We start from the raw sequence: 21,387 nt of genomic DNA, 5'->3' as shown, positions 1-21,387 counted from the left end.
ACCTATAATAAAACAATAAAACTTAACTCGGTTTATTACTCGATGCGGTAAAATGACGCAAATCATTTTTGCCTTATATTGTTATCTAGTTTTCAAAGAACGAAAAAATAAATGACAAACGCTGCTCTTCTTTCGAATAGCCCGCTTCTAATTTATTTTCAGGTTTTGAAGGAATGCTCCCTCAAAACTGAACGAAACAAGATCGCTTTTTCCTTAGAAAGGAGGTGATCCAGCCGCACCTTCCGATACGGCTACCTTGTTACGACTTCACCCCAATCATCTGTCCCACCTTAGGCGGCTGGCTCCATAAAGGTTACCCCACCGACTTCGGGTGTTACAAACTCTCGTGGTGTGACGGGCGGTGTGTACAAGGCCCGGGAACGTATTCACCGCGGCATGCTGATCCGCGATTACTAGCGATTCCGGCTTCATGCAGGCGAGTTGCAGCCTGCAATCCGAACTGAGAATGGCTTTATGGGATTCGCTCGGCCTCGCGGCTTTGCTGCCCTTTGTACCATCCATTGTAGCACGTGTGTAGCCCAGGTCATAAGGGGCATGATGATTTGACGTCATCCCCACCTTCCTCCGGTTTGTCACCGGCAGTCACCTTAGAGTGCCCAACTGAATGCTGGCAACTAAGATCAAGGGTTGCGCTCGTTGCGGGACTTAACCCAACATCTCACGACACGAGCTGACGACAACCATGCACCACCTGTCACTCTGTCCCCCGAAGGGGAACGTCCTATCTCTAGGAGTGTCAGAGGATGTCAAGACCTGGTAAGGTTCTTCGCGTTGCTTCGAATTAAACCACATGCTCCACCGCTTGTGCGGGCCCCCGTCAATTCCTTTGAGTTTCAGCCTTGCGGCCGTACTCCCCAGGCGGAGTGCTTAATGCGTTAGCTGCAGCACTAAAGGGCGGAAACCCTCTAACACTTAGCACTCATCGTTTACGGCGTGGACTACCAGGGTATCTAATCCTGTTCGCTCCCCACGCTTTCGCGCCTCAGCGTCAGTTACAGACCAGAGAGTCGCCTTCGCCACTGGTGTTCCTCCACATCTCTACGCATTTCACCGCTACACGTGGAATTCCACTCTCCTCTTCTGCACTCAAGTCTCCCAGTTTCCAATGACCCTCCACGGTTGAGCCGTGGGCTTTCACATCAGACTTAAAAGACCGCCTGCGCGCGCTTTACGCCCAATAAATCCGGACAACGCTTGCCACCTACGTATTACCGCGGCTGCTGGCACGTAGTTAGCCGTGGCTTTCTGGCCAGGTACCGTCAAGGTGCCATCAGTTACTATGGCACTTGTTCTTCCCTGACAACAGAGTTTTACGATCCGAAAACCTTCTTCACTCACGCGGCGTTGCTCCGTCAGACTTTCGTCCATTGCGGAAGATTCCCTACTGCTGCCTCCCGTAGGAGTCTGGGCCGTGTCTCAGTCCCAGTGTGGCCGATCACCCTCTCAGGTCGGCTACGCATCGTGGCCTTGGTGAGCCGTTACCCCACCAACTAGCTAATGCGCCGCGGGCCCATCCTTGAGTGACAGCCGAAACCGTCTTTCCTCTTTCCCTCATGTGAGGGAAAGACCTATCCGGTATTAGCTCCGGTTTCCCGAAGTTATCCCGATCTCAAGGGCAGGTTGCCCACGTGTTACTCACCCGTCCGCCGCTGACTTCAGGGAGCAAGCTCCCATCCATCCGCTCGACTTGCATGTATTAGGCACGCCGCCAGCGTTCGTCCTGAGCCAGGATCAAACTCTCCGAAAAGTGTTCGATATAGCTCATAAAGTTTAAAACTTGTTTTGTTTACTTCCATAATAGGAAGTAACTGGCGTCTTGTTTCGTTCAGTTTTCAAAGAACAATTTTTTTTTTATTAACCGGCTGTTTTTGACAGCTTATTAATATTATCACCGATTCAACATTTCGTCAATAACTTTTTTAAGTTATTTTTCAAATCGTTTTTTCAGCGGCCGTGTTTTAACGACAGATATAAATATAACACCATATCATAATCTCGGCAATAGCTTTTTCGTAAGTTTTTATCGAACATAAGAAGTACATAAATTCAAAAAATTCAATGATGTTAATTGAATTTCCGCTCCTTTAATTAAAAGGATGTTTTTCCTCGATAATAAAGACAAAAGCACCCTCCTTCAGAAGGAGAGTGCCCCATATTAACGGTGTCTCATCAATGGGAATAACAGAACATCCCTGATGGATGGCGAATTTGTCAGCAGCATGACCAGGCGGTCGATGCCGATGCCCAGGCCTCCAGTCGGCGGCATGCCGTATTCGAGGGCCTCGATAAAGTCTTCATCCATTTCGTGCGCCTCATCATTCCCTTGCTCGCGCTCTTTGAGCTGTGCTTCAAACCGCTGGCGCTGGTCTATCGGATCATTAAGCTCTGTGAATGCATTCGCATGCTCACGACCTACGATAAATAGTTCGAAACGGTCTGTGAACCTGGAATCTTCTACATTTTTTTTGGCCAATGGCGATATTTCTACCGGATGGCCGAATATGAAGGTTGGCTGAATCAGCTTGTCTTCTACTTTTTGCTCAAAGAATTCATTGACTACATGTCCGAATTCCATCGTATCTTTAACCTCTACACCATGTACCTTCGCAAGCTCTCTTGCCTGCTCGCCGCTCATATTCTCCCAGAAGTCAACTCCTGTATGCTCCTTGATCGCATCCACCATATGAAGCCTTGTCCATTCCGGCTTTAGATCTACTTCATAATCGCCATATTGAACTGTTGTGCTTCCCAGGACTTCTTGGGCAATGTGGGCTATCAGGTTTTCAGTCAGGCTCATAATATCACCGTAGTCGGCATACGCCTCATACAGCTCGATCATTGTGAATTCTGGATTATGCCGGGTGGATACACCCTCATTTCTGAATACTCTTCCGATTTCATATACCTTTTCTAAACCGCCTACTATTAAACGCTTCAGATGAAGTTCGATGGCTATACGCATATAAAGGGTCATATCCAGTGTATTATGATGGGTAATGAATGGACGGGCAGATGCTCCGCCGGCAATGGAGTGCATCATAGGCGTTTCTACTTCAAGATAGCCATGGCTGTCCAGGTACCTTCTCATGGATTGGATGATACGGCTGCGCAGAATGAAAGTCTTTTTACTGTCAGGATTTGTTAAGAGATCTACATAACGCTTCCTGTACCGTTCCTCTACATCCTTAAGTCCGTGGAATTTATCCGGCAGCGGACGAAGCGCTTTGGTTAAGAAAGTAAGTTCGTTAGCTTTTATGGAAAGTTCCCCGACCTTTGTCTTGAAGACAGTGCCTGTAATCCCGATCAGGTCCCCAAGATCTGCAGAGTTGAACGTTTCATACTGTTCTTCTCCAACTGCATCCTGCCGCACATAGATTTGTATCTGGCCGGTTAAATCCTGGATATGGGCGAAGCCGGCTTTACCTTTCCCGCGTTTAGTCATAATCCGGCCGGCGATTGTTACACTTATTTCTTTCTCATCCAGCTCTTCTTTCGAAAGGTCTTCGTAAGACGCTGTGATTTCATCCGAAAGGTGGGTGCGCTCATAGCGCTTTCCGAATGGATCGATTCCACCTTCAGCCATGCTCTGCATTTTTTCCCGCCTGACCATCAGCTGGTCATTTAATTCTTCACTCACTATGATCAACTCCATATCTCAATTAATGGGCTATTATAATTACGAATACAATTTATTTTACACAAAGTAATCTGTTTATGTAAGGCACTTTACAATACAAAAACTGCCAGATACATCTGGCAGTCTGTATTAATGGGTATTATAGGAAAATAAGCGGTACTTGTCAATCAGGCAGGCTTAACGGATGCTTCCTCTGCCAGGCTGTATAATATTGAAACGAGCTGTTCTCTGGTTTCGGATTCATTGATAAAATTACGTACCCTTGCATGCCCTTTGATTCCTTTTAAATACCAGGCAGCATGCTTTCTCATTTCCCGGACAGCGATATATTCACTTTTAAGATTGATCAGGCGGTCCAGGTGGAGCACACATACATCAATCTTCTCTCTGATTGATGGTTCGCCAGCCAATTCGCCAGTCTGAAGGTAGTTTACTGTCTGATAAATCATCCATGGATTACCGAGTGCCGCCCGGCCGATCATGACGCCATCGGCTCCCGTTTCCTTCAGCATGCGTTCTGCATCCAGAGGCGTCTCTACATCTCCGTTACCGATAACAGGGATGCTGACCGACTGCTTCACTTCACGGATGATATTCCAGTCCGCCTGCCCTTCATACATCTGAACGCGTGTTCTTCCGTGCAGGGAAACGGCGCTTCCGCCCGCCCGCTCTACAGCCTGGGCATTTCGGACAGCATAGATATGCTCTGCATCCCAGCCCATCCGCATTTTTACAGTTACCGGCTTGTCTACAGCGTCCACTACTGAGGAGACCATTTCATAAATTTTATCCGGATCCAGAAGCCACTTCGCACCAGCGTCACACTTTGTGATTTTCGGTACGGGGCATCCCATATTAATATCGATAATATCGGCATTAGTATTCTTATCGACAAAACGGGCCGCTTCTACAAGGGTATTCTTTTCCCCTCCGAATATCTGGAGGGAAAGCGGCTTTTCCCGCTCATCGATATAAAGCATATTCATCGTTTTTTCATTTTTTAGGACAATGCCCTTGTCACTGATCATTTCCGCACAGACAAGCCCGGCGCCAAACTCTTTGACTGTAAGGCGGAAAGCGGAATTACAGATACCGGCCATTGGTGCAAGAACTACCTGGTTCTTCATCTCGATATTGCCGATTTTTAACACGGTGGTCCTCCTTTTGAATCATATATATTAAGATGCCTGCTATTCATGCGGCCGCAGTTCTTCTAGTGAGATGTTCAGCATTTCGCAGACGGTTCCGAGCATGGTTTCTGAAGGCATGCGATTTCCTCTCTCGACTTCCCCCAGCAGGGAAACAGAAACTCCAATTTTCCTTGCGAATTCTTCTTGCGTAAAGCCTTTCAGCTTTCGAAAGGCGCGAATACGTCTGCCCCACTTTTCTGCTTCCATAATCGAACTCCCTCTTTATCAGGAATAGCCTCAAGGAAGTCTGCCAAAAGCGTCTGGCTGACAGGATCCTTAAGTGATGGATTTAACTCCAATAACGGAACAAGGACAAATGCTCTTTCATGCATTCTCGGATGTGGAACTGAAAGACTCTCTGTTTCAATATTTTCGTGATTATACAGCAAAATGTCAAGGTCTATTGTCCTTGGTCCCCACCTTATTACCCTTTTTCTCCCAAGTTCCCGCTCAATGGATTGACACTTCTCAAGCAATTCTGCGGGGCTTAGAAAAGTTTTTACCTCTACCGCTATATTTAAAAAACAATCCTGTCCTGTATAGCCAACAGGATCTGTTTCATAAATGGAGGAAACTTTGGCTACACGGACAGAAGGATCACCTGCAAGCGACCGGACAGCCGAGGTAAGATGCTCGAGCCGATCCTTTATATTAGAGCCAAGGGACAGATAGGCTGTATGGTTCATGATTCACGGGCTCTCTTAATTTCGATTGCAACAAAATCATACCGCCCGGGGATGGGAGGATCAGGTTTTATCACTTTGACAGTACAGCTTTGAATCCTGTCAAATCCACCGAGAACCGCTTCTGATATTTTTTCCGCGACTGCTTCTATCAGCTTATACGGCTCTCCCTCCACTATGCTTTTCGTTACATTAAAGAGGTCGGCATAGCTGACAGAATCGTGGAGATCGTCACTATTTCCCGCTCTCCTTAAATCTGCTTCTACGGTCAGATCAACTCTAAACCTCTGCCCGAGGCGGGTTTCTTCCGGAAATACGCCATGATAACCATAGAACTCCATTCCCTGAACAAATATTTTATCCATCCCATTCCCCTTTCCCCATCATAACATCCATCATTCGGGCCATCCGGGCTATCCCTTTTACATCGTGGACCCGGACCAGCTGGCATCCCTGCTGGATCCCATAACATACAGTAGCTCCTGTGCCTTCCATTCTTTCATCGGGAGGGAGATCAAGAATCTGCCCGATAAACCCTTTGCGAGATGTACCAAGCAGGACTGGATATCCAAGTGAAGTTAGCTTATCCAGGTTTCTCATCATTTCAAGATTCAAATCAAAATCCTTGGCAAAACCGATGCCAGGGTCGAGTATGATATTTTGGTCCGCTACTCCCGCCTGCTTCATTTTATTTATTGAATTAAATAAATCACTTAACACATCCCTGATAAAATGGCTGTACGTCAGGTCAGTCCGATTATGCATCAGCACGATGGGCACACCTGATTCAGCCGCCAGCGGCGCCATCTTTTCATCTGCCCTTCCGCCCCAAATATCATTGATAACATGGGCACCAGCTTTAACTGCTGCCTCCGCGACTGCTGACTTATAGGTATCTATGGAAATGGGGATCTCAAGGGACCTGGAAACGGCTTCAATGACAGGAATGACTCTTTCCATCTCTTCTTCATCTGAAATCCGTTCATGACCGGGGCGTGTGGATTCTCCGCCGATATCAAGTATATCCGCGCCATCCGCAATCAGCTGTTCAGCATGCCGAAGTGCAGAATCTATGTTTCTGTATCTTCCGCCATCCGAGAAGGAATCTGGCGTTACATTCACGATACCCATAATGATGGTCTTGCGGCCGTAGTCAAGTGTATAGGGACCGCATTCAATGATTTGTTCCATAAGTACCTCCAAGCTGATAAAATGCGAATTAAATGGCTCTTCTCATTTATATTACTATATATTTGGCCAATAAAAAACTCGGCCGGAAGCCGAGCTTTTTCGATCTTATATAGTGGCAGGAGTGTTATTTATTCCTGCTCAAATTGATAAAGAGGGGTGCTGAGGTACCTTTCACCATTGCTTGGGATGATAGCCAGTACCTTTTTGCCTTTGCCAAGCTTCTTAGCCACTTCAATAGCGGCATAAATGGCTGCTCCGGACGAGATGCCGCCAAGAATCCCTTCTTCCCTGGCCGCGCGGCGCGCGTAATCGAAAGCATCGTCTGTCTTGACCTGTATGATTTCATCATAGATCTCCGTATTCAGGATGTCAGGAATAAAACCGGCACCGATTCCCTGTATTTTATGAGGGCCGGGCTTCCCGCCGGAAAGAACCGGAGAATCAGAAGGTTCTACAGCGACTATCTTGATGCCGGGGAAATTCTCCCTAAGCACTTCACCAGCACCTGTGATTGTACCGCCCGTTCCAATTCCGGAGATAAAGGCATCAAGCTGATCCATCTGAGATACAATTTCTTTGCCCGTAGTTTTGCGGTGTACTTCTGGATTGGCCTCATTTTTGAACTGTTGAGGAACAAAGTAACCATTTTCCTTTGCCAATTCCTCAGCTTTTCGGATGGCTCCACCCATACCTTCAGGCCCTGGTGTCAGCACCAGCTCCGCCCCATATGCTCGAAGAAGATTCCGGCGCTCCATGCTCATGGTTTCCGGCATAACCAGAATAGAGCGGTAGCCTTTGGCTGCAGCTATCATAGCGAGACCGATTCCCGTGTTTCCGCTTGTTGGTTCAATGATCGTATCACCCTGCTTAAGCTTGCCGCTCTCTTCGGCTGCCTCAATCATAGCGAGCGCAATCCGGTCTTTCACACTGCTTCCCGGATTCATATATTCTAATTTTAAATAAACATCTGCAATATTATCTTCTACAATACGATTCAATTTCACGATCGGCGTCTGGCCGACCAAATCTGCTACTGAATTTGCAACACGTGCCATTTTCTCCACCTCTTAATCCCCAGTATTTTTATTGGTTTTATTTAAAAATGTTACATCCAATTCGCCGAATTGTCAAACATTTCAACCTTGCATATAGGTTTTTATAGGTATCGAAAAGATGGCATTTAAAAAGGACGCTGTCCCATCCATGGTAACCATGACATGGCGCGCCCTTTTAATGCAGTCTTAGATATGGAATATTACTTCGCTTCTGCTTTCAATTCTTCCAGCTCATCTTTATCGAAATGATAAACTTCATTACAAAAATGGCATTGCGCTTCCGCCTTGCCGTCTTCCTCTATTATGTCGCCGATTTCATCGGAGCCCAGGCTTATCAGTGCATTGGCAATTCTTTCTTTTGAGCACTGGCATTTAAACTGGACAGGAAGGGTTTCAAGGAATTTAACATCGCCTTTCCCCATCAGTTCTTCAAGAATCTCTTCAGGGCTAAGGCCCTGCTGGATTAGTTTGGAGATAGGAGGAATCGACTTCAGCCTTTGCTCCAGTTGTTCAATGGTCTCCTCATCAGCACCCGGGAGGAGCTGGAGTATGAATCCTCCTGCAGCAAGAATGGAGTTGTCAGGGTTCACAAGGACCCCCACCCCCACTGATGAAGGTACCTGCTCAGATGAAGCGAAGTAATAGGTGAAATCATCGCCCAGTTCACCGGAAACGATAGGTACTTGTCCAGTAAAATGGTCTCTGAGCCCAATGTCCTTCACGACCGTCAGGGTGCCTTCCGTGCCGACAGCCCGTCTTACATCCAGCTTGCCATGCTCATTGAGATCAAAGTGAACCTGCGGATGTGTCACATAGCCGCGGACTTCTCCTCTGGCATTGCTGTCAACGAGAATTGCCCCGATTGGGCCTCCTCCTTCAACCTTGATTGTGAGCTTTTCATCACCTTTAAGCATAGCGCCCATAATGACGCCGGCTGTCATGGTCCGGCCGAGTGCAGCCGAAGCTGTCGGCCAGGTCCCGTGACGCCTCTGGCCTTCTCCCACTGTCTCGGTAGTGGCAGCGGCGTAAGCCCTGACCTGTCCGTTAAAACCCAAAGCTTTTACTATATAATCTGACATTCACTAAAACCGCCTTCCGCTTTAATTAGCATGCTTATATATTGCGTTTATAAATCAGCTGTAATCCTTTCAGTGTAAGGAAAGGATCCACGACATCAATTAAAGGTGATTCTTTTGATATAAGTTTTGCGAGGCCGCCTGTGGCGATTACCTTAGGCTGTGTCTGGCTGTGGTCCTTCATACGTTTAACAATTCCCTCAACCTGGCCGACATAACCAAAAAGAATGCCCGCCTGCATAGCTGAAACTGTATTCTTGCCGATGATATCATCCGGCCGGGCTATTTCAATCCTCGGGAGTTTCGCGGCTTTCGAGTATAATGCTTCTGTGGAAATACCGATTCCCGGAGCAATGGCACCGCCCATATATTGTTTCTGTTCATTGATATAGCAATACGTCGTAGCCGTCCCAAAATCAACGATTATCAGAGGGCTGCCGTATTCGTGAATGCCGGCAACAGCATTAACAATACGGTCTGCCCCGACTTCCTTGGGATTATCATATTTTATATTGAGGCCCGTTTTAATTCCCGGTCCAACAATAAGAGGCTTTATTTCAAAATACTTCAGGCACATGCCTTCAAGTGAAAACATAATGGGAGGAACCACCGATGAAATGATAATTCCGTCAAAATCCTTGAATGTCAATCCAACATGCTGAAGAAGACCTTTGATAACCATGCCAAATTCATCTTCCGTTTTATGGCGGTTCGTTTCAATCCTCCAGTGATGCTTAAGCTTTTCTCCTTCATATACACCCAGAACAATATTTGTGTTTCCAACATCCAGTACAAAAATCATATCATTCACCACTTTAGATAATATATAAGAATAGCTGCCTTCTGGGCAGGTACGTACAAATCAAAGACGACAATAACACATTTTATCCTTCCACATCATATCATAATTACTCAATTTAAGGATAGGATTGCGACCTGCTGACCAATCCGGATTCGCATTTAATAACATAATTTTTCTACTGGCGGACCATGCATGGAAAGGAACCTTAACAAGAGCAGGAACAAACACAATTAGGCGGTGGAGCGGAGTAAGGCGCAGGCAGGAATGCCGGCAAGAAAAGGAGGCTCACACCTGGCTCATGATATATGCAGCTCCGCTTTTCCACAGAAAAAGGCACCCATGCGGATGCCTTTTTTCTTATTACAGATCAGATTTGCGGCTTTCATCATTCACTGGTGGAAACTTATCCTTTGGATTGTCCGTAGGATGCCCTTCCTGCAGCTGAGGATTAGGTATAGTCTTCGGGCTGGTTGTGCCTGAAGAATTCTTATCCTCTGAGCGCTCATCTTCTGATTTTGTATGGATGTTCACTTTGACATCTTTATCAAGACCGACTGTCTTGTTAGGAAGTGTGCCATGGTCGATCAGATGCTTGATTTGATCTGCGTCCAGAGTTTCAACCTCAAGAAGAGTAGTGGCGATAATTTCAAGCTTATCCCGGTTTTCAGTCAGGATGGTTCTCGCACGTTCATAGCTTTCCTTGATGAAGGTCTGGATTTCGGTATCAATCTCATAAGCGATCTTATCCGAGTAATTCTGTTCATTGTGAAGGTCGCGTCCCAGGAACACCTGTCCTCCCTGAGCCTGGCCAAACTGCATCGGGCCCAGCTTGTCACTCATTCCGAATTCTGTAACCATCCGGCGGGCAATGCCAGTGGCACGCTGGAAGTCATTGTGTGCCCCGGTGCTCACTTCGCCGAAGGTGATTTCTTCAGCTACACGGCCGCCGAGAAGACCTACGATCTTATCGAGCAGTTCAGGCTTGGTCATGAAGTAGCGGTCTTCCTTAGGAAGCATGACTGCATATCCACCAGCCTGGCCGCGCGGAACAATCGTTACCTTGTGAACCATTTCTGCTTCATCAAGAACCGTGCCGATAACAGTATGGCCTGCTTCATGGTAAGCCACGATGCGCCTTTCCTTCTCTGAAATCACCCGGCTTTTCTTGGCAGGACCGGCAATGACACGGTCAGTTGCCTCGTCTATGTCAGACATATCGACTTTTTTCTTATTTCGTCTTGCAGCAACCAGTGCAGCTTCGTTCAAAAGATTCTCTAGATCCGCGCCTGAGAAGCCCGGCGTCCTTGTGGCTATAGCCTTAAGGTTCACTGACTCATCAAGAGGCTTATTGCGGGCATGTACCTGGAGCACAGCTTCACGTCCCTTAACATCCGGACGGTCGACAGTAATCTGTCTGTCAAAGCGTCCCGGACGCAGGAGGGCAGGATCCAGAATGTCCGGTCTGTTGGTTGCCGCAATGATGATGATTCCTTCATTGGCACCGAAGCCGTCCATTTCAACAAGAAGCTGGTTAAGCGTCTGTTCGCGCTCATCATGCCCGCCGCCAAGACCGGCGCCGCGCTGGCGTCCGACAGCATCAATCTCATCAATGAAGATGATACATGGTGCATTCTTTTTGGCATTTTCGAACAGGTCACGCACACGTGAGGCACCGACACCCACGAACATTTCAACGAAATCGGAACCGCTGATGGAGAAGAAAGGTACTCCCGCTTCTCCTGCGGCCGCCCTTGCAAGAAGGGTCTTACCAGTTCCTGGAGGTCCCACCAGGAGGACACCCTTAGGAATCCGGGCGCCAAGCTCAGCAAATTTCCTTGGATCCTTCAGGAACTCAACGACCTCGACAAGCTCCTGCTTTTCTTCATCCGCGCCGGCAACATCTTTAAAACGAACCTTTTTCTTATCGTCGTTATAAAGCTTTGCCTTGCTTTTCCCGAAGTTCATGACACGGCTTCCGCCGCCCTGAGCCTGGTTGAGCAGGAAGAAGAACAGTATGAAGATGATGACGAAAGGAATGATGGATGTAAAGAACGTTACCCATCCGCTGGTTTCCTTCGCAGGAAGCGTCTCCAGCTTCACCTCATTCTCGTCGACCGCCTTGTTGATGCGGTCCAGGGTATTATTATTGTTCGTCACATATGTGATGAACCCGTCCTTTTTGCCCTTTTCAAGCGTTCCCTTTACCTCATAGACAAGACGCTCGGGCTGCAGGGTTATAGATTTTACGTCACCTTTTTCCAGGCGTTCAAAGAACGCATCCTGGGATATATTATCGGTTGGTTCATTATGGTTGTTGAAGATGCTTACAACCCCAATAATCACCAAAAATATCAGTAGATAGAATATTGTATTACGGAAGATCCGATTCATCCCTAACCTCCTCCCACACTAAAAAACTAAATAGAATAGTATCATACAAAATCAAGGATTTACAATATATTGCTCTTCCTTCACAAATATGACAATTTTGCCTGAAAACAAAGTGCTTTATTCTTGATTCTGGTAAACTTCCGGCTTAAGAATTCCGATGTATGGAAGGTTTCTATACTTTTCAGCATAATCAAGGCCATATCCAACAACAAAGGCATCCGGTACGATAAACCCTGCATAATCCGCCTTGATATCTGCCTTCCTGCCTGATGGCTTATCCAGCAGTGTCACAATTTTGATGGTCTTGGCCTTTCGGTAGCGGAACAGCTCTACAAGATAGCTCAGTGTAAGGCCTGAATCAATGATATCCTCGATGATGACAATATCGCGCCCCTCGACTGAGGTATCCAGGTCCTTGATTATTTTGACTTCTCCTGAAGAGACAGTGGAATTGCCGTAGCTCGACACATCCATGAAATCCATTTCAAGATAAGCATCCACTCTTTTTAAGAGATCGGACATGAACGGCATGGCTCCTTTTAGGACACCAATCGCAAGCGGGAATTTATCTTTGTAATCTTCGCTTAAGCGTACGGCAAGCTCTCTTGTTTTCTCCTGGATTTCCTCTTCAGTGATCAAGATGTTTTCAATATCGTTTTTCATGCTCATTTTTCTGTTTTGCCCCCTAGAAGAACTAGACTTTGATATATTCGAGATATATGTATGAGTGCTCTTTATCACAGTATTCTGCTTCCCAGCTGGATTTTCTTATTCCCGGCACCCAGAGAATTTCCCCTGACGCATCTGTTACGATCGGCCAGGAGTCCCGGCTTTCCGCAGGCGTTTTTTCATTAATGAATAGATCCTTGATCTTTTTGGAACCGCCTTTAAGGCCCTTTAGAAGCATCCTGTCGCCATTCAATCTTGTTCGGGCATGGAGCGCAAGCAGGCCGCCGCCAGTACGTATCAGGAAAGTATTGTTGCTCCGATTCTCAGGAAGCCTTTCCACAAACTGCGCTTCAATGGAATATCCATTGGGCAGCCGTGTCACACCAGGCACCGCAAGCTTTACGGAATAAGGCTTAGGTTGTGCCTGAAGGAAGGAAAACATACAGAGATCATATGATTTTTTCACCAATAAATTGTTAGGAAAATGTAGTTCTGCAGAGGGATCAGGGTTAAGAAGCAGCTCCTTGACCTGAGTGATGTGTTTAGCAGATAATGATTCAGGATTCTCACCATAAAGATAGTTTAATATTAGTTGAATGCCTCTTCTTTGTAAAGAATTTGGCATTGCTCCCAGGGCTTGAATGCATATGGCTGAATGCATCCTGTCCTTCTTCACCCAGACACTCTCCATCCTTATTCTGGCAAGCTCCAAAAGCAGCTCCTCATCCTCTCTTGTTTCTTCGCTGAAACGTTGGAAATGTTCATGTGCTTTTATGTTTTCCCTTTTTAGAAATGGCAAAACACTTAACCGGAAGCGATTTCTGCTGTAACTGCCTTTTTCATTGCTTGGGTCCATCCTGGGCTGCAGTCCATGTCTCCTGCAATAATCAAGGATCTCCTCCTTATCTGCAGCGAGGAACGGCCTGATGATTTCCCCTTCATGAAACCTGCGCTTAACGGCAATGCCGGCCCTTGCAAATCCGCTTGCCCCCCTGGTCAGCCTCATCAGGATTGTCTCGATCTGATCATCTCCATGATGGCCGAGTGCCAGCTTCCTGATGCCGTATTTGTCCATTACTTCCCTGTAAAACTGATAACGGAGGACTCTTGCGGCATTCTGCGGACTGAGTCCTGTTTCTTCCCTATAGGCATTTACGTCAATGCTTTTCCCTTCAAATGCAATATCCAGCGCACGGCAGGCATCTTTTACAAACAGAAGGTCTTCATAGGATTCCCGGCCCCTGAACATATGATCCACATGGGCGGTGTACAGCTGTATCCCATAATCCTCCCGAAGGTTTGCAAGAAAATGGAGCAAAGCCAATGAATCCGGCCCGCCTGAAACTCCTGCCAGCAGCTTTTCTCCCGGCTCCAGCAGTTTGTGCATCTTAATATAATGAAGGATTCTTCTCTCTAACATTCGTAACATCCTTACTCTTTTGCCTGTACAGACGACAGGCTATTTTGTTTATACGTCTATAAGTGTGAAAGGTTTCATTTTTTGAAAAGATTTTTTCCCCGAGGTTCATATTATCTTAGTGTAAATATAAACAATATATATAAAAGTAATCAAAACCACAAGGACAATGGATTCCAGAATCCCGCCTTTTTTCTTCGCTGGAGTCCCATTTTTCCTGCTGGGCACAGTATTGACTGACCGGGGCCCCGCCGCCTTCATTTCGGAACGGGGCTGGGCGGCATCCAGCAGTTCCTGTCTCATCTCAGCCGCTGATTGATATTTACCGAGGAGCGCTTTATCCAGGATGCGTTCATAGCCTTTAAGCTCCGGGACGTTCCCGATTGCCGCTGACAGCTGGGCATAGCCATCTCCTTTTCTGATGAACCGTTTCGGATAATGGGAATTAATGACTATCATCGCCACCGCAAACAGGTCATAAGAAGGCTCAGCTTTCCTTGAGCCGAGGCCCCAATACCCGCGGTCAAAGAATTCCGTGAACTCTTTGATGGACCTGCCGATGAGGGTGGTCCCTCCCACATCGATGCAGCGTACCTGGCAGGATGGCATGCTGACGATTAAATTTTCTGGTTTTAAGTCTCCAAAGACCCAGCCTGAGGCATGAAGCCGGGAAAGGTTTTTTAGCAGCTGCAGGGCCAGTATAGGAGCCCAGTATGTTCCCTTATATTTAAGAAAATCCAAATATGTATCACCTTTTATATATTCCATCACATAAAAAGGAAGTGTCCTGCCAGCCCTTACCCAGTCATCGGCACTCAACAAAGAAGGCCCTAGGGCTGCACCCTGGACCTTGGTAAACGATTTAAGGATGTTCATCTCCGAGCTGATGGACATGCTGTTGTCACTCACCTTAAGGGCGACTTCCTGCCCCTCGCGGCCGGCCAGATAGACAATGCCATTGGCACCATGGCCCAGCTCTCGGATGATTGTATATTCTTCCTTATACCACTTGCCTTTGATGATGGTTCCGGGCGGCGCCTTACACTGATTCCTCAAAGAATCGTTCATCATCATTTGATAACAGACTCCTTAATGAGCGTTTTTTCTTAAAATATGACAATGCTTCCCTTAGCGCCGGTCCAGTTGGAGTCATGCCGCCAGTCGAAAGTTTGGGAAAGATTTTGGTAAGGGACTCAAGCCTTGGTGTCCATTCGAGCAGTCTTTCCGCCTCTGACTTTTTCCCGGGAAATACAAAGACAGAAAACTTATTATCTCCCATTCTTGCATTCAGGCTCAAAGACAAATCCAGGAGGGCCTCTTTTACTGTGGGCAGCTTGTGCTTCATGCTTGCACTGGTATCTACAAGAACCAGCACCTCGAGACCCGCAGTTTCCCCAAGCTCGTCCACCACTTCAATCACCTCGCCCCTTTTTTCCGGCGGAAGGTCTTCAATGGATTTAGAGCGACCGAGAATCTGCTGAAGCTCCTTGTTCACAACTCCCTGGATTGTCTGTGTCATCGCTTTTCTTGTAACCATCTGGACAGTCTGGGAAAGCTGAGAACTGTAGACAACCTGGCTGACGCCGCCCCCCGCCTGGGCAATGGCTTCTATTTCCTGCATTCCTTTTTCATCAATAACATCCTGTTCTACCACACCGATCACATTGACCACGATGCCCTGCTCCCTCGCCAGAGCAGCCATTGAAGAAGGATCTTCCCCATGATTTGAACAGCCGTCTGTTATGAGGAGAATCTGTCTTAAAGTACCTGGATTCATAAGAACACTCCCTCTCGCATTATTTAGTTCCATCTTCGACTAAATAAGAGAGATGTATACCTGTCAAAAAGGAAAGGGGCGAGTATCTTACTGCGCCTTCTTCCTGCCGGAGAATACCGGAATCGCTGCCCACTTTGGCGTGTTGTGATTCACCTTCGCTGTAACAATCGTGATATCGTCATCGATGCTTCCCTTTCGGCGGATGACCTCCTCCAGGATTAAATCCGCAATTTCCTGAGGATCCTCTGTCTGCATTTCTTTTAGCTTCCGCTTCATCCAGAATTCAAAATTTTCAAAGTGTGACGGCCCGTCGAAGATTCCATCGCTCATCATGATGACGAGATCGCCTGCCTTCAGCTGTTCGGTCACTACCTCAACATCAAATTCCGTGAACATGCCCATCGGCAGATTGTCTGATTCCACTTTGATCACTTTATCACCACGCTTTATAAAGCTTGGTATTGAACATATTTTCAAAAATCTGGCTTTGGCATCATGCAGGTCGATCATGGCGAGGTCGAGGGTTGAAAATATTTCATCTGTGGTTCTTAGAGAGAGGACGGAATTCACCGATTTAATGGCAATTTTTTCTTCGATGCCTGAGAGAAGGATTTTTTGCAGCAGCTGAAGGGTTTCACTGCTTTCATGATGTGCCCTCTCCCCATTGCCCATGCCATCGCTAATGGCTATCGCATACTTCCCAAAGCCGATATCCATGGTAGTATAACTGTCGCCTGAAACAAGTCCGCCTCCCTTCGCTGCATGGGCTACCCCTGTTTCTACAATAAATTTTTTGGCTGACCGGAACGTAACATGACAGGTTCCCCCTGGGAAGGAGGCGCAGTCCTCTGAATGCACAACGATTGACTCGCCCAGTATATCTGTCAGCATGGGAGCGATGAGCTTCTCGCATTCTCCTCTTCCATGGCAGTATGGTGTGCTAATATCAATATCTACATTTCCCTGCTCGAGGCTGTATATTTCAATCCCGTTTACCGGCAGCCCGAAGTTCCGGATCTCCTCGAGTATCTGCTCCTCCTGCAGATGGTGATTCTTCCTTTCCCTCCGAATTTCTTTCGCAAAGTCCTCCATCACTTCCGAAACACCTTTCAACTGGTCGGCAACCAGCTTCCGGCTTTCCTGAATCTGTTTTTTCAGTTTATCGCTTGCCTGGGAAGCAGAGAGTTCCTGGGCAATGGCATCAATCACCTTTTCAGAGCGCGTGCAATTCTTTTTCCACTCTCTCTCAAGCCTTGGGCTGACCTGCCCTCCTCCTGCCTCCAGACTATACATAATCTCTCCCATGCTTTCATACGTATAATTAAAGTTCCTGGTCCAGCAATGTTCCTTCCTATGACAAGTCTGACAGGTCTTTTCCGTCACATTGCTTAATAAATAGTCAACCCTCTTTTCCTCATTCCTGTCTTCTTCAATCGGCCCGTCCACTTGTGAGAAACTATTGGACAGCGCCTCAAATACATTGGAAAACTGCGACACTCTCTTTGCCGTAACATCCCTGACCTTTCTCATATATAATTGCTGTTCATTGCTATATTCAGCCGTGCCTGGAATATGCTTCGCAATTTTCAAAATTAATCCGGAAGGCGTCAGCATGACAAGTGTTATCGCAGCAAGCGTTTCATACAGGGTGAGAGATAAGTTTGTGACCCCTTCTCCATACAGTCCAATTAGAAGGGTCGCCACTCCAAGCCCAAGGGATGCACCCACTTTTTTGCCATCCTTTAAAAGGCCTCCGAGGAGTCCCGAGAAAGCGAGGAGGCTCATCTGATACAGGCTCGAAACATTCGCAAGGCTGAAAATGAGGCCGGTTACCACTCCGACAGTTGAACCGATTGCCGCACCGCCTGAGAGGGCAAACAGGAGCACAAGATAGCGGGAGAGGATATGTTCCATTGAGAGTCCGTAAATGGTCCAGCCGATTGTCCCGGTCATAACCGAAGCCAGCAGGATTATAATACTTATCACTTCTTCCGTCTTAAAGGAATGTGCTTTCCTCCTTATGGAAATAAGAGGTATGGACTGGGCAAAAATCAGTGAAAGGATGGCGGCCAGACCGGCTTCGACTCCAATCATCAAACCGTCATATAGCTTAAAGTTTCCGCCCAGGACCAGCTGCTCCGCTGCCCTTACGGCTGAAAGTGAGAGGAAGACATAAATGGCTACCGCCTGAAAGCGCCCGGCGGCCTGCGGCTCTTTTATCTTATACAGAAGCATCATGAGAAAGGCTGCGGCAAATACTACTACCCCATTAGAAATATGGATGGTTACGGCTCCGGCGATCAGCCCGGCTAAAGCAAAAGGCGCCCTGTCCCTCCTCATCATATAGACTGCTGCGAAAAAGGGTATGCTGAATGGGGACAGCTGGGAAAGGATCAGTGCCCTTCCAAGCAGAAAGCCGATCAGCCCGAGGAGCAGGCCCCGCTTGAATATCACTTCCTCCAATTTGGCTTGCAGATCCTGGAACCATTTAACCGCGCCCACTTTGGCGTCTTTAATATTCAGCTCCGTGACTGTATCTGCCAGACTCCGTTCTACCTTTTCCATTCCCAACACTCCCTGTTTATCATTTGATTTGATTATAAATGGGACAGCCTTTGTTTTTTGTCAAAATCAAGAGAGGGTTTGATAGAAACGTTCGACTGTATTCTCTTAAAATAATCATATCTTTACAGGAACTCCTTCCTGTCATTTAAAAAACAGCCGGCGGCAGAACAAAAAGGAAAGAATTATTGCGGTATTTCGGTCAGAAAAAGTGTAATTTCTAAATATTCCGTTAGTTTTAAAATCCATTGACAAACTTCTGCATTCTGGGTAAGATAGTTTTTGTGCTTCTGCATATTATATTGGCGGCGTAGCTCAGCTGGCTAGAGCGTACGGTTCATACCCGTGAGGTCGGGGGTTCGATCCCCTCTGCCGCTATCGCAAAAAACAGCATGGATCCCTGATCCATGCTGTTTTTTTGTGCAAAGGGGCGGAGCTGCATGTATCATAAGGCTTTCCCGCAGCCAGGTGTGACGATCAATTATCTTGCAGTCATTTCCTTTGTACCTTACTCCGCTCCCCCGCCTTATTTGGTTTGAACCCGCTCTGTTTCAGGTTTTCTTTCCATGTATGGGCTGCGAGGAAGAAAACACATGTTTGTTTTATGCTTTTATATACAAAAAAAGAAGCTGCAGGGACTGCCAGCTTCTTTATTTATATAAAAGTCTTATCCGAAATTTCTTTACTCTAGGTTCAGCAGCAAGTTATCCGCGTCTTCCGCCTCTTCCGCCACGCTTGGTTTCCGTGCTTCGCTTAAGAGAAGCCAGACGGTCTTCACTATCCTTCAAAAACTTAGCCATCTTTGTTTCAAAATTCTCCTTGGGACGGAAGCTGTCTCTAGGTCCGCGATTATTATCCCGGCCCCTGCTGTCATTGCTCCGGCCCTGCCTTGGGCGTGGAGTATATGCCGGGGCTGCACTTTCCGGACGATCGATTGCCTTTTTGATGGACAGGCCGATCTTGCCGTCTTTCTCAACATTGATGACCTTTACTTCAACTGTATCCCCAACTTTTAAATGGTCGTTGATATCTTTTACGTAGTTGTCCGCCACTTCACTGATATGGACAAGTCCAGTTGAGCCTTCCGGCAGCTCCACAAATGCTCCGAAATTTGTAATCCCTGTTACTTTTCCTTGTAGCTTGCTGCCTACTTCGATTGACATAAAAAAAATGTTCCTCCTTAGAATTTAAAAAATCATCGTTACTCTATATTATAGCTAAAGAAAAAAAACAGTGTCAATAAGAGTCACTGTCTTCTTTCTTTTTTGGTAAATTAAAAATAATTTCACCTTTGTCAGAAAGGAAATAATCCCGCCTTGCCAGCTTAGCTATATATTCATCGTCATTCAGCTTTACAATTTCATCCTTAAGGTCTTTCTCCCTCTTTTCAAGACGCGAGAGATCACCCTTAAGCTTTGTTCTTTGTTCTTTTTTCTGTTCCAGGACAGCCGCTTGAGATACAAGAGTGGATATGAGCAGACAAGACAGTACGGCAGCGACCACGCCAAAGGCAGTAAGCCTGCGGATAAGCCCCCGCTTTCTTCTTTCTACGGATTGAATCTGTTTTTCTTGCTGCGTCACATAATCAGTATCTATCTTGGAAACATTCCGTTTATTAGAATCACTCATCTCTCTCACTCCCCTCATTTATTTTTTAGTTCTTTTGACCCGGTTCATCACAGATCTTCCGAGAGCCCGAAAAATGCGGCGCCCTTTTCCAAGGAAATCAAATATCCTTGATCTGACAGCCTTCGGCATAAATCCGCCCAATTTTCGCGCAATCCAGAAAAAGGGTATTAGTAGTCCCTTTATAATAGATAATAAAGGTTTTAGAAGGAATTTGGCAAGGGAAAAAAGTCCCTTTGCCAAAGTTAACAAAATTGCGGCGGCTGTCAGCAGGATCCAGCTGATTGGTTTAAAGACAATGAGAAGAACCATCTTCACCAAAAATTGGTACAGTTTTGTTACGATGGAAAGAACTATCCTCAGCACTCTCATGTAGCTTTTCTTAAAGAGGGCCTGATAGGCAGCAAAGCCGCATAGCAGGGCCAAAAAGAGATAAAACCTCAGATCCCCCTCATTTACGAGGAATAGAACATAGAATATGATCAGGCCCTGGGCAACCCAGAAAAGGAAGTCGTTGATGAACACTACCCAGCTTTTTCTCTTCGAGCGCTTTAGGAAAAGGTTGTACGTATCAAGTGCTGCACCGAAGTAACAGCCCATGCCGATAATGGAGAGGAGAGTATAAAACTGAGTAGTCAGGGTCATTTGAACAGCTTGCCAAAGAACCCTTTAGCTTTATCCCCGCTTTGCTCGTCCAGATACACCAGGTCAAAGACCTTGCCTTTGATGGAAACAATCCCTTTATCGACATCCAGGTTTTTCATCTGAAGGTTCTGCCCCCTCACAGATAAAAAACCCATGGATGTTTCCAGGAGAAATTCCTCGTTATCAAAGCTTTCCACCTGCTTCACCCCTGTGATTTCAAGGAGCCTCCTCCCTTTCATCATCACATCATGATCTGGCATCGAGGACTTATTATTATTAGCATTTGATTCAAAATACTGGCTCATTTAACATCCCTCACAATAGCTTTTGTAAATATCTATGTGAGAGAGGATGAATATAGAACAAGCTAATCGGCCAGACGCTCTTCACTGACAACGGAATACATGTCTGCAGCTTCTTCCTTTCTGGTATTCTCCTGGAGCTTTTCAATCTTTACTCTTACCAGCTTTTGGCCAAAGCGGACTTCCATCTCATCGCCCACCTTCACATTGGAGCTCGCTTTGGCCGTGATGCCATTAATCGTGATTCTTCCCTGATCAGCGACTTCCTTTGCCATTGTGCGCCTCTTGATCAGCCTTGATACTTTTAGAAACTTATCGAGTCTCATCGTCATCCCTATTCCCT

Annotated in this window: 20 protein-coding genes, 1 tRNA gene and 1 rRNA gene; 1 reads left to right on the top strand and 21 read right to left on the bottom strand. The window is 46.6% G+C overall.

The genetic code is table 11. The features are described from left to right. Positions 1 to 217 precede the first annotated feature (217 nt). The 16 genes from V1501_RS00435 to spoIIE all read right to left on the bottom strand — a co-directional run bounded on the left by V1501_RS00435 (position 218) and on the right by spoIIE (position 18,474). A 16S ribosomal RNA gene (locus V1501_RS00435) occupies positions 218 to 1,768 on the bottom strand. 408 nt (positions 1,769 to 2,176) lie between these two features. Further along, positions 2,177 to 3,661: a lysine--tRNA ligase gene (lysS, locus tag V1501_RS00430; RefSeq protein WP_409293191.1), complete on the bottom strand. Its 1,485-nt coding sequence runs from the start codon at positions 3,659 to 3,661 to the stop codon at positions 2,177 to 2,179. A 164-nt stretch (positions 3,662 to 3,825) separates the two neighbouring features. After that, positions 3,826 to 4,809 carry a tRNA dihydrouridine synthase DusB gene (gene dusB, locus V1501_RS00425; RefSeq protein ID WP_409290951.1) on the bottom strand — a complete coding sequence of 328 codons (984 nt, stop codon included), beginning with the start codon at positions 4,807 to 4,809 and terminating at the stop codon, positions 3,826 to 3,828. Between the two features lie 39 nt (positions 4,810 to 4,848). Beyond that, a complete protein-coding gene (locus tag V1501_RS00420) occupies positions 4,849 to 5,055 on the bottom strand; it encodes a helix-turn-helix domain-containing protein (RefSeq protein ID WP_409290950.1) in 207 nt (68 codons plus the stop codon). Next, the gene (gene folK, locus V1501_RS00415; protein WP_409290949.1) at positions 5,007 to 5,534 is read right to left on the bottom strand and encodes a 2-amino-4-hydroxy-6-hydroxymethyldihydropteridine diphosphokinase; all 528 of its coding nucleotides are present in this window, start codon (positions 5,532 to 5,534) and stop codon (positions 5,007 to 5,009) included. Before folK ends, V1501_RS00420 begins: the two co-directional genes overlap by 49 nt. Continuing rightward, entirely contained in the window at positions 5,531 to 5,896 is a 366-nt protein-coding gene (folB, locus tag V1501_RS00410) for a dihydroneopterin aldolase (RefSeq protein WP_409290948.1), read from the bottom strand. Before folB ends, folK begins: the two co-directional genes overlap by 4 nt. Beyond that, the gene (folP, locus tag V1501_RS00405) at positions 5,889 to 6,722 is read right to left on the bottom strand and encodes a dihydropteroate synthase (protein ID WP_409290947.1); all 834 of its coding nucleotides are present in this window, start codon (positions 6,720 to 6,722) and stop codon (positions 5,889 to 5,891) included. Before folP ends, folB begins: the two co-directional genes overlap by 8 nt. Before the next feature lie 128 nt (positions 6,723 to 6,850). Next, a complete protein-coding gene (gene cysK / locus V1501_RS00400) occupies positions 6,851 to 7,777 on the bottom strand; it encodes a cysteine synthase A (protein WP_409290946.1) in 927 nt (308 codons plus the stop codon). Between the two features lie 200 nt (positions 7,778 to 7,977). Next, positions 7,978 to 8,856, bottom strand: a complete 879-nt coding sequence (hslO, locus tag V1501_RS00395; protein ID WP_409290945.1) for an Hsp33 family molecular chaperone HslO — start codon at positions 8,854 to 8,856, stop codon at positions 7,978 to 7,980. A gap of 34 nt (positions 8,857 to 8,890) precedes the next feature. After that, the gene (locus V1501_RS00390) at positions 8,891 to 9,655 is read right to left on the bottom strand and encodes a type III pantothenate kinase (protein WP_409290944.1); all 765 of its coding nucleotides are present in this window, start codon (positions 9,653 to 9,655) and stop codon (positions 8,891 to 8,893) included. A 360-nt stretch (positions 9,656 to 10,015) separates the two neighbouring features. Beyond that, positions 10,016 to 12,046 carry an ATP-dependent zinc metalloprotease FtsH gene (gene ftsH, locus V1501_RS00385; RefSeq protein ID WP_409290943.1) on the bottom strand — a complete coding sequence of 677 codons (2,031 nt, stop codon included), beginning with the start codon at positions 12,044 to 12,046 and terminating at the stop codon, positions 10,016 to 10,018. A 117-nt stretch (positions 12,047 to 12,163) separates the two neighbouring features. Continuing rightward, positions 12,164 to 12,709: a hypoxanthine phosphoribosyltransferase gene (hpt, locus tag V1501_RS00380; protein WP_409293190.1), complete on the bottom strand. Its 546-nt coding sequence runs from the start codon at positions 12,707 to 12,709 to the stop codon at positions 12,164 to 12,166. 31 nt (positions 12,710 to 12,740) lie between these two features. After that, the gene (gene tilS / locus V1501_RS00375) at positions 12,741 to 14,135 is read right to left on the bottom strand and encodes a tRNA lysidine(34) synthetase TilS (RefSeq protein WP_409290942.1); all 1,395 of its coding nucleotides are present in this window, start codon (positions 14,133 to 14,135) and stop codon (positions 12,741 to 12,743) included. Between the two features lie 105 nt (positions 14,136 to 14,240). Next, the gene (locus tag V1501_RS00370; RefSeq protein ID WP_409290941.1) at positions 14,241 to 15,206 is read right to left on the bottom strand and encodes a serine/threonine protein kinase; all 966 of its coding nucleotides are present in this window, start codon (positions 15,204 to 15,206) and stop codon (positions 14,241 to 14,243) included. After that, positions 15,172 to 15,909, bottom strand: a complete 738-nt coding sequence (locus V1501_RS00365; protein WP_409290940.1) for a VWA domain-containing protein — start codon at positions 15,907 to 15,909, stop codon at positions 15,172 to 15,174. The genes V1501_RS00370 and V1501_RS00365 overlap by 35 nt, the downstream gene beginning before the upstream one ends. Positions 15,910 to 15,996: 87 nt before the next feature. Further along, the gene (gene spoIIE, locus V1501_RS00360; RefSeq protein WP_409290939.1) at positions 15,997 to 18,474 is read right to left on the bottom strand and encodes a stage II sporulation protein E; all 2,478 of its coding nucleotides are present in this window, start codon (positions 18,472 to 18,474) and stop codon (positions 15,997 to 15,999) included. A 301-nt stretch (positions 18,475 to 18,775) separates the two neighbouring features. On the opposite strand from spoIIE, the gene V1501_RS00355 reads away from it, so the two are divergent. Further along, a tRNA-Met gene (locus tag V1501_RS00355) sits at positions 18,776 to 18,849 on the top strand. 326 nt (positions 18,850 to 19,175) lie between these two features. Here V1501_RS00355 and V1501_RS00350 read toward each other — a convergent pair. The 5 genes from V1501_RS00350 to V1501_RS00330 all read right to left on the bottom strand — a co-directional run bounded on the left by V1501_RS00350 (position 19,176) and on the right by V1501_RS00330 (position 21,370). After that, entirely contained in the window at positions 19,176 to 19,634 is a 459-nt protein-coding gene (locus V1501_RS00350; protein WP_409290938.1) for a S1 domain-containing RNA-binding protein, read from the bottom strand. Between the two features lie 73 nt (positions 19,635 to 19,707). Further along, positions 19,708 to 20,100: an FtsB family cell division protein gene (locus V1501_RS00345; RefSeq protein ID WP_409290937.1), complete on the bottom strand. Its 393-nt coding sequence runs from the start codon at positions 20,098 to 20,100 to the stop codon at positions 19,708 to 19,710. A gap of 18 nt (positions 20,101 to 20,118) precedes the next feature. Then, a complete protein-coding gene (gene yabQ, locus V1501_RS00340) occupies positions 20,119 to 20,742 on the bottom strand; it encodes a spore cortex biosynthesis protein YabQ (protein WP_409290936.1) in 624 nt (207 codons plus the stop codon). Further along, on the bottom strand, positions 20,739 to 21,047 hold the full coding sequence (gene yabP / locus V1501_RS00335) for a sporulation protein YabP (RefSeq protein WP_409290935.1): 309 nt from the start codon (positions 21,045 to 21,047) through the stop codon (positions 20,739 to 20,741). The genes yabQ and yabP overlap by 4 nt, the downstream gene beginning before the upstream one ends. A 62-nt stretch (positions 21,048 to 21,109) precedes the next feature. Continuing rightward, positions 21,110 to 21,370 (bottom strand): RNA-binding S4 domain-containing protein, encoded by a 261-nt coding sequence (locus V1501_RS00330; protein ID WP_409293189.1) that lies wholly within the window; start codon positions 21,368 to 21,370, stop codon positions 21,110 to 21,112. Positions 21,371 to 21,387 lie beyond the last annotated feature (17 nt).

It is taken from the genome of Paraperibacillus esterisolvens (genome assembly GCF_046237625.1).
Taxonomy (GTDB): Bacteria; Bacillota; Bacilli; order Bacillales; family DSM-1321; genus Paraperibacillus; species Paraperibacillus esterisolvens.
Note: the sequence above shows the minus strand (reverse complement) of the source record. Positions and strands in the feature narration are given on the sequence as shown.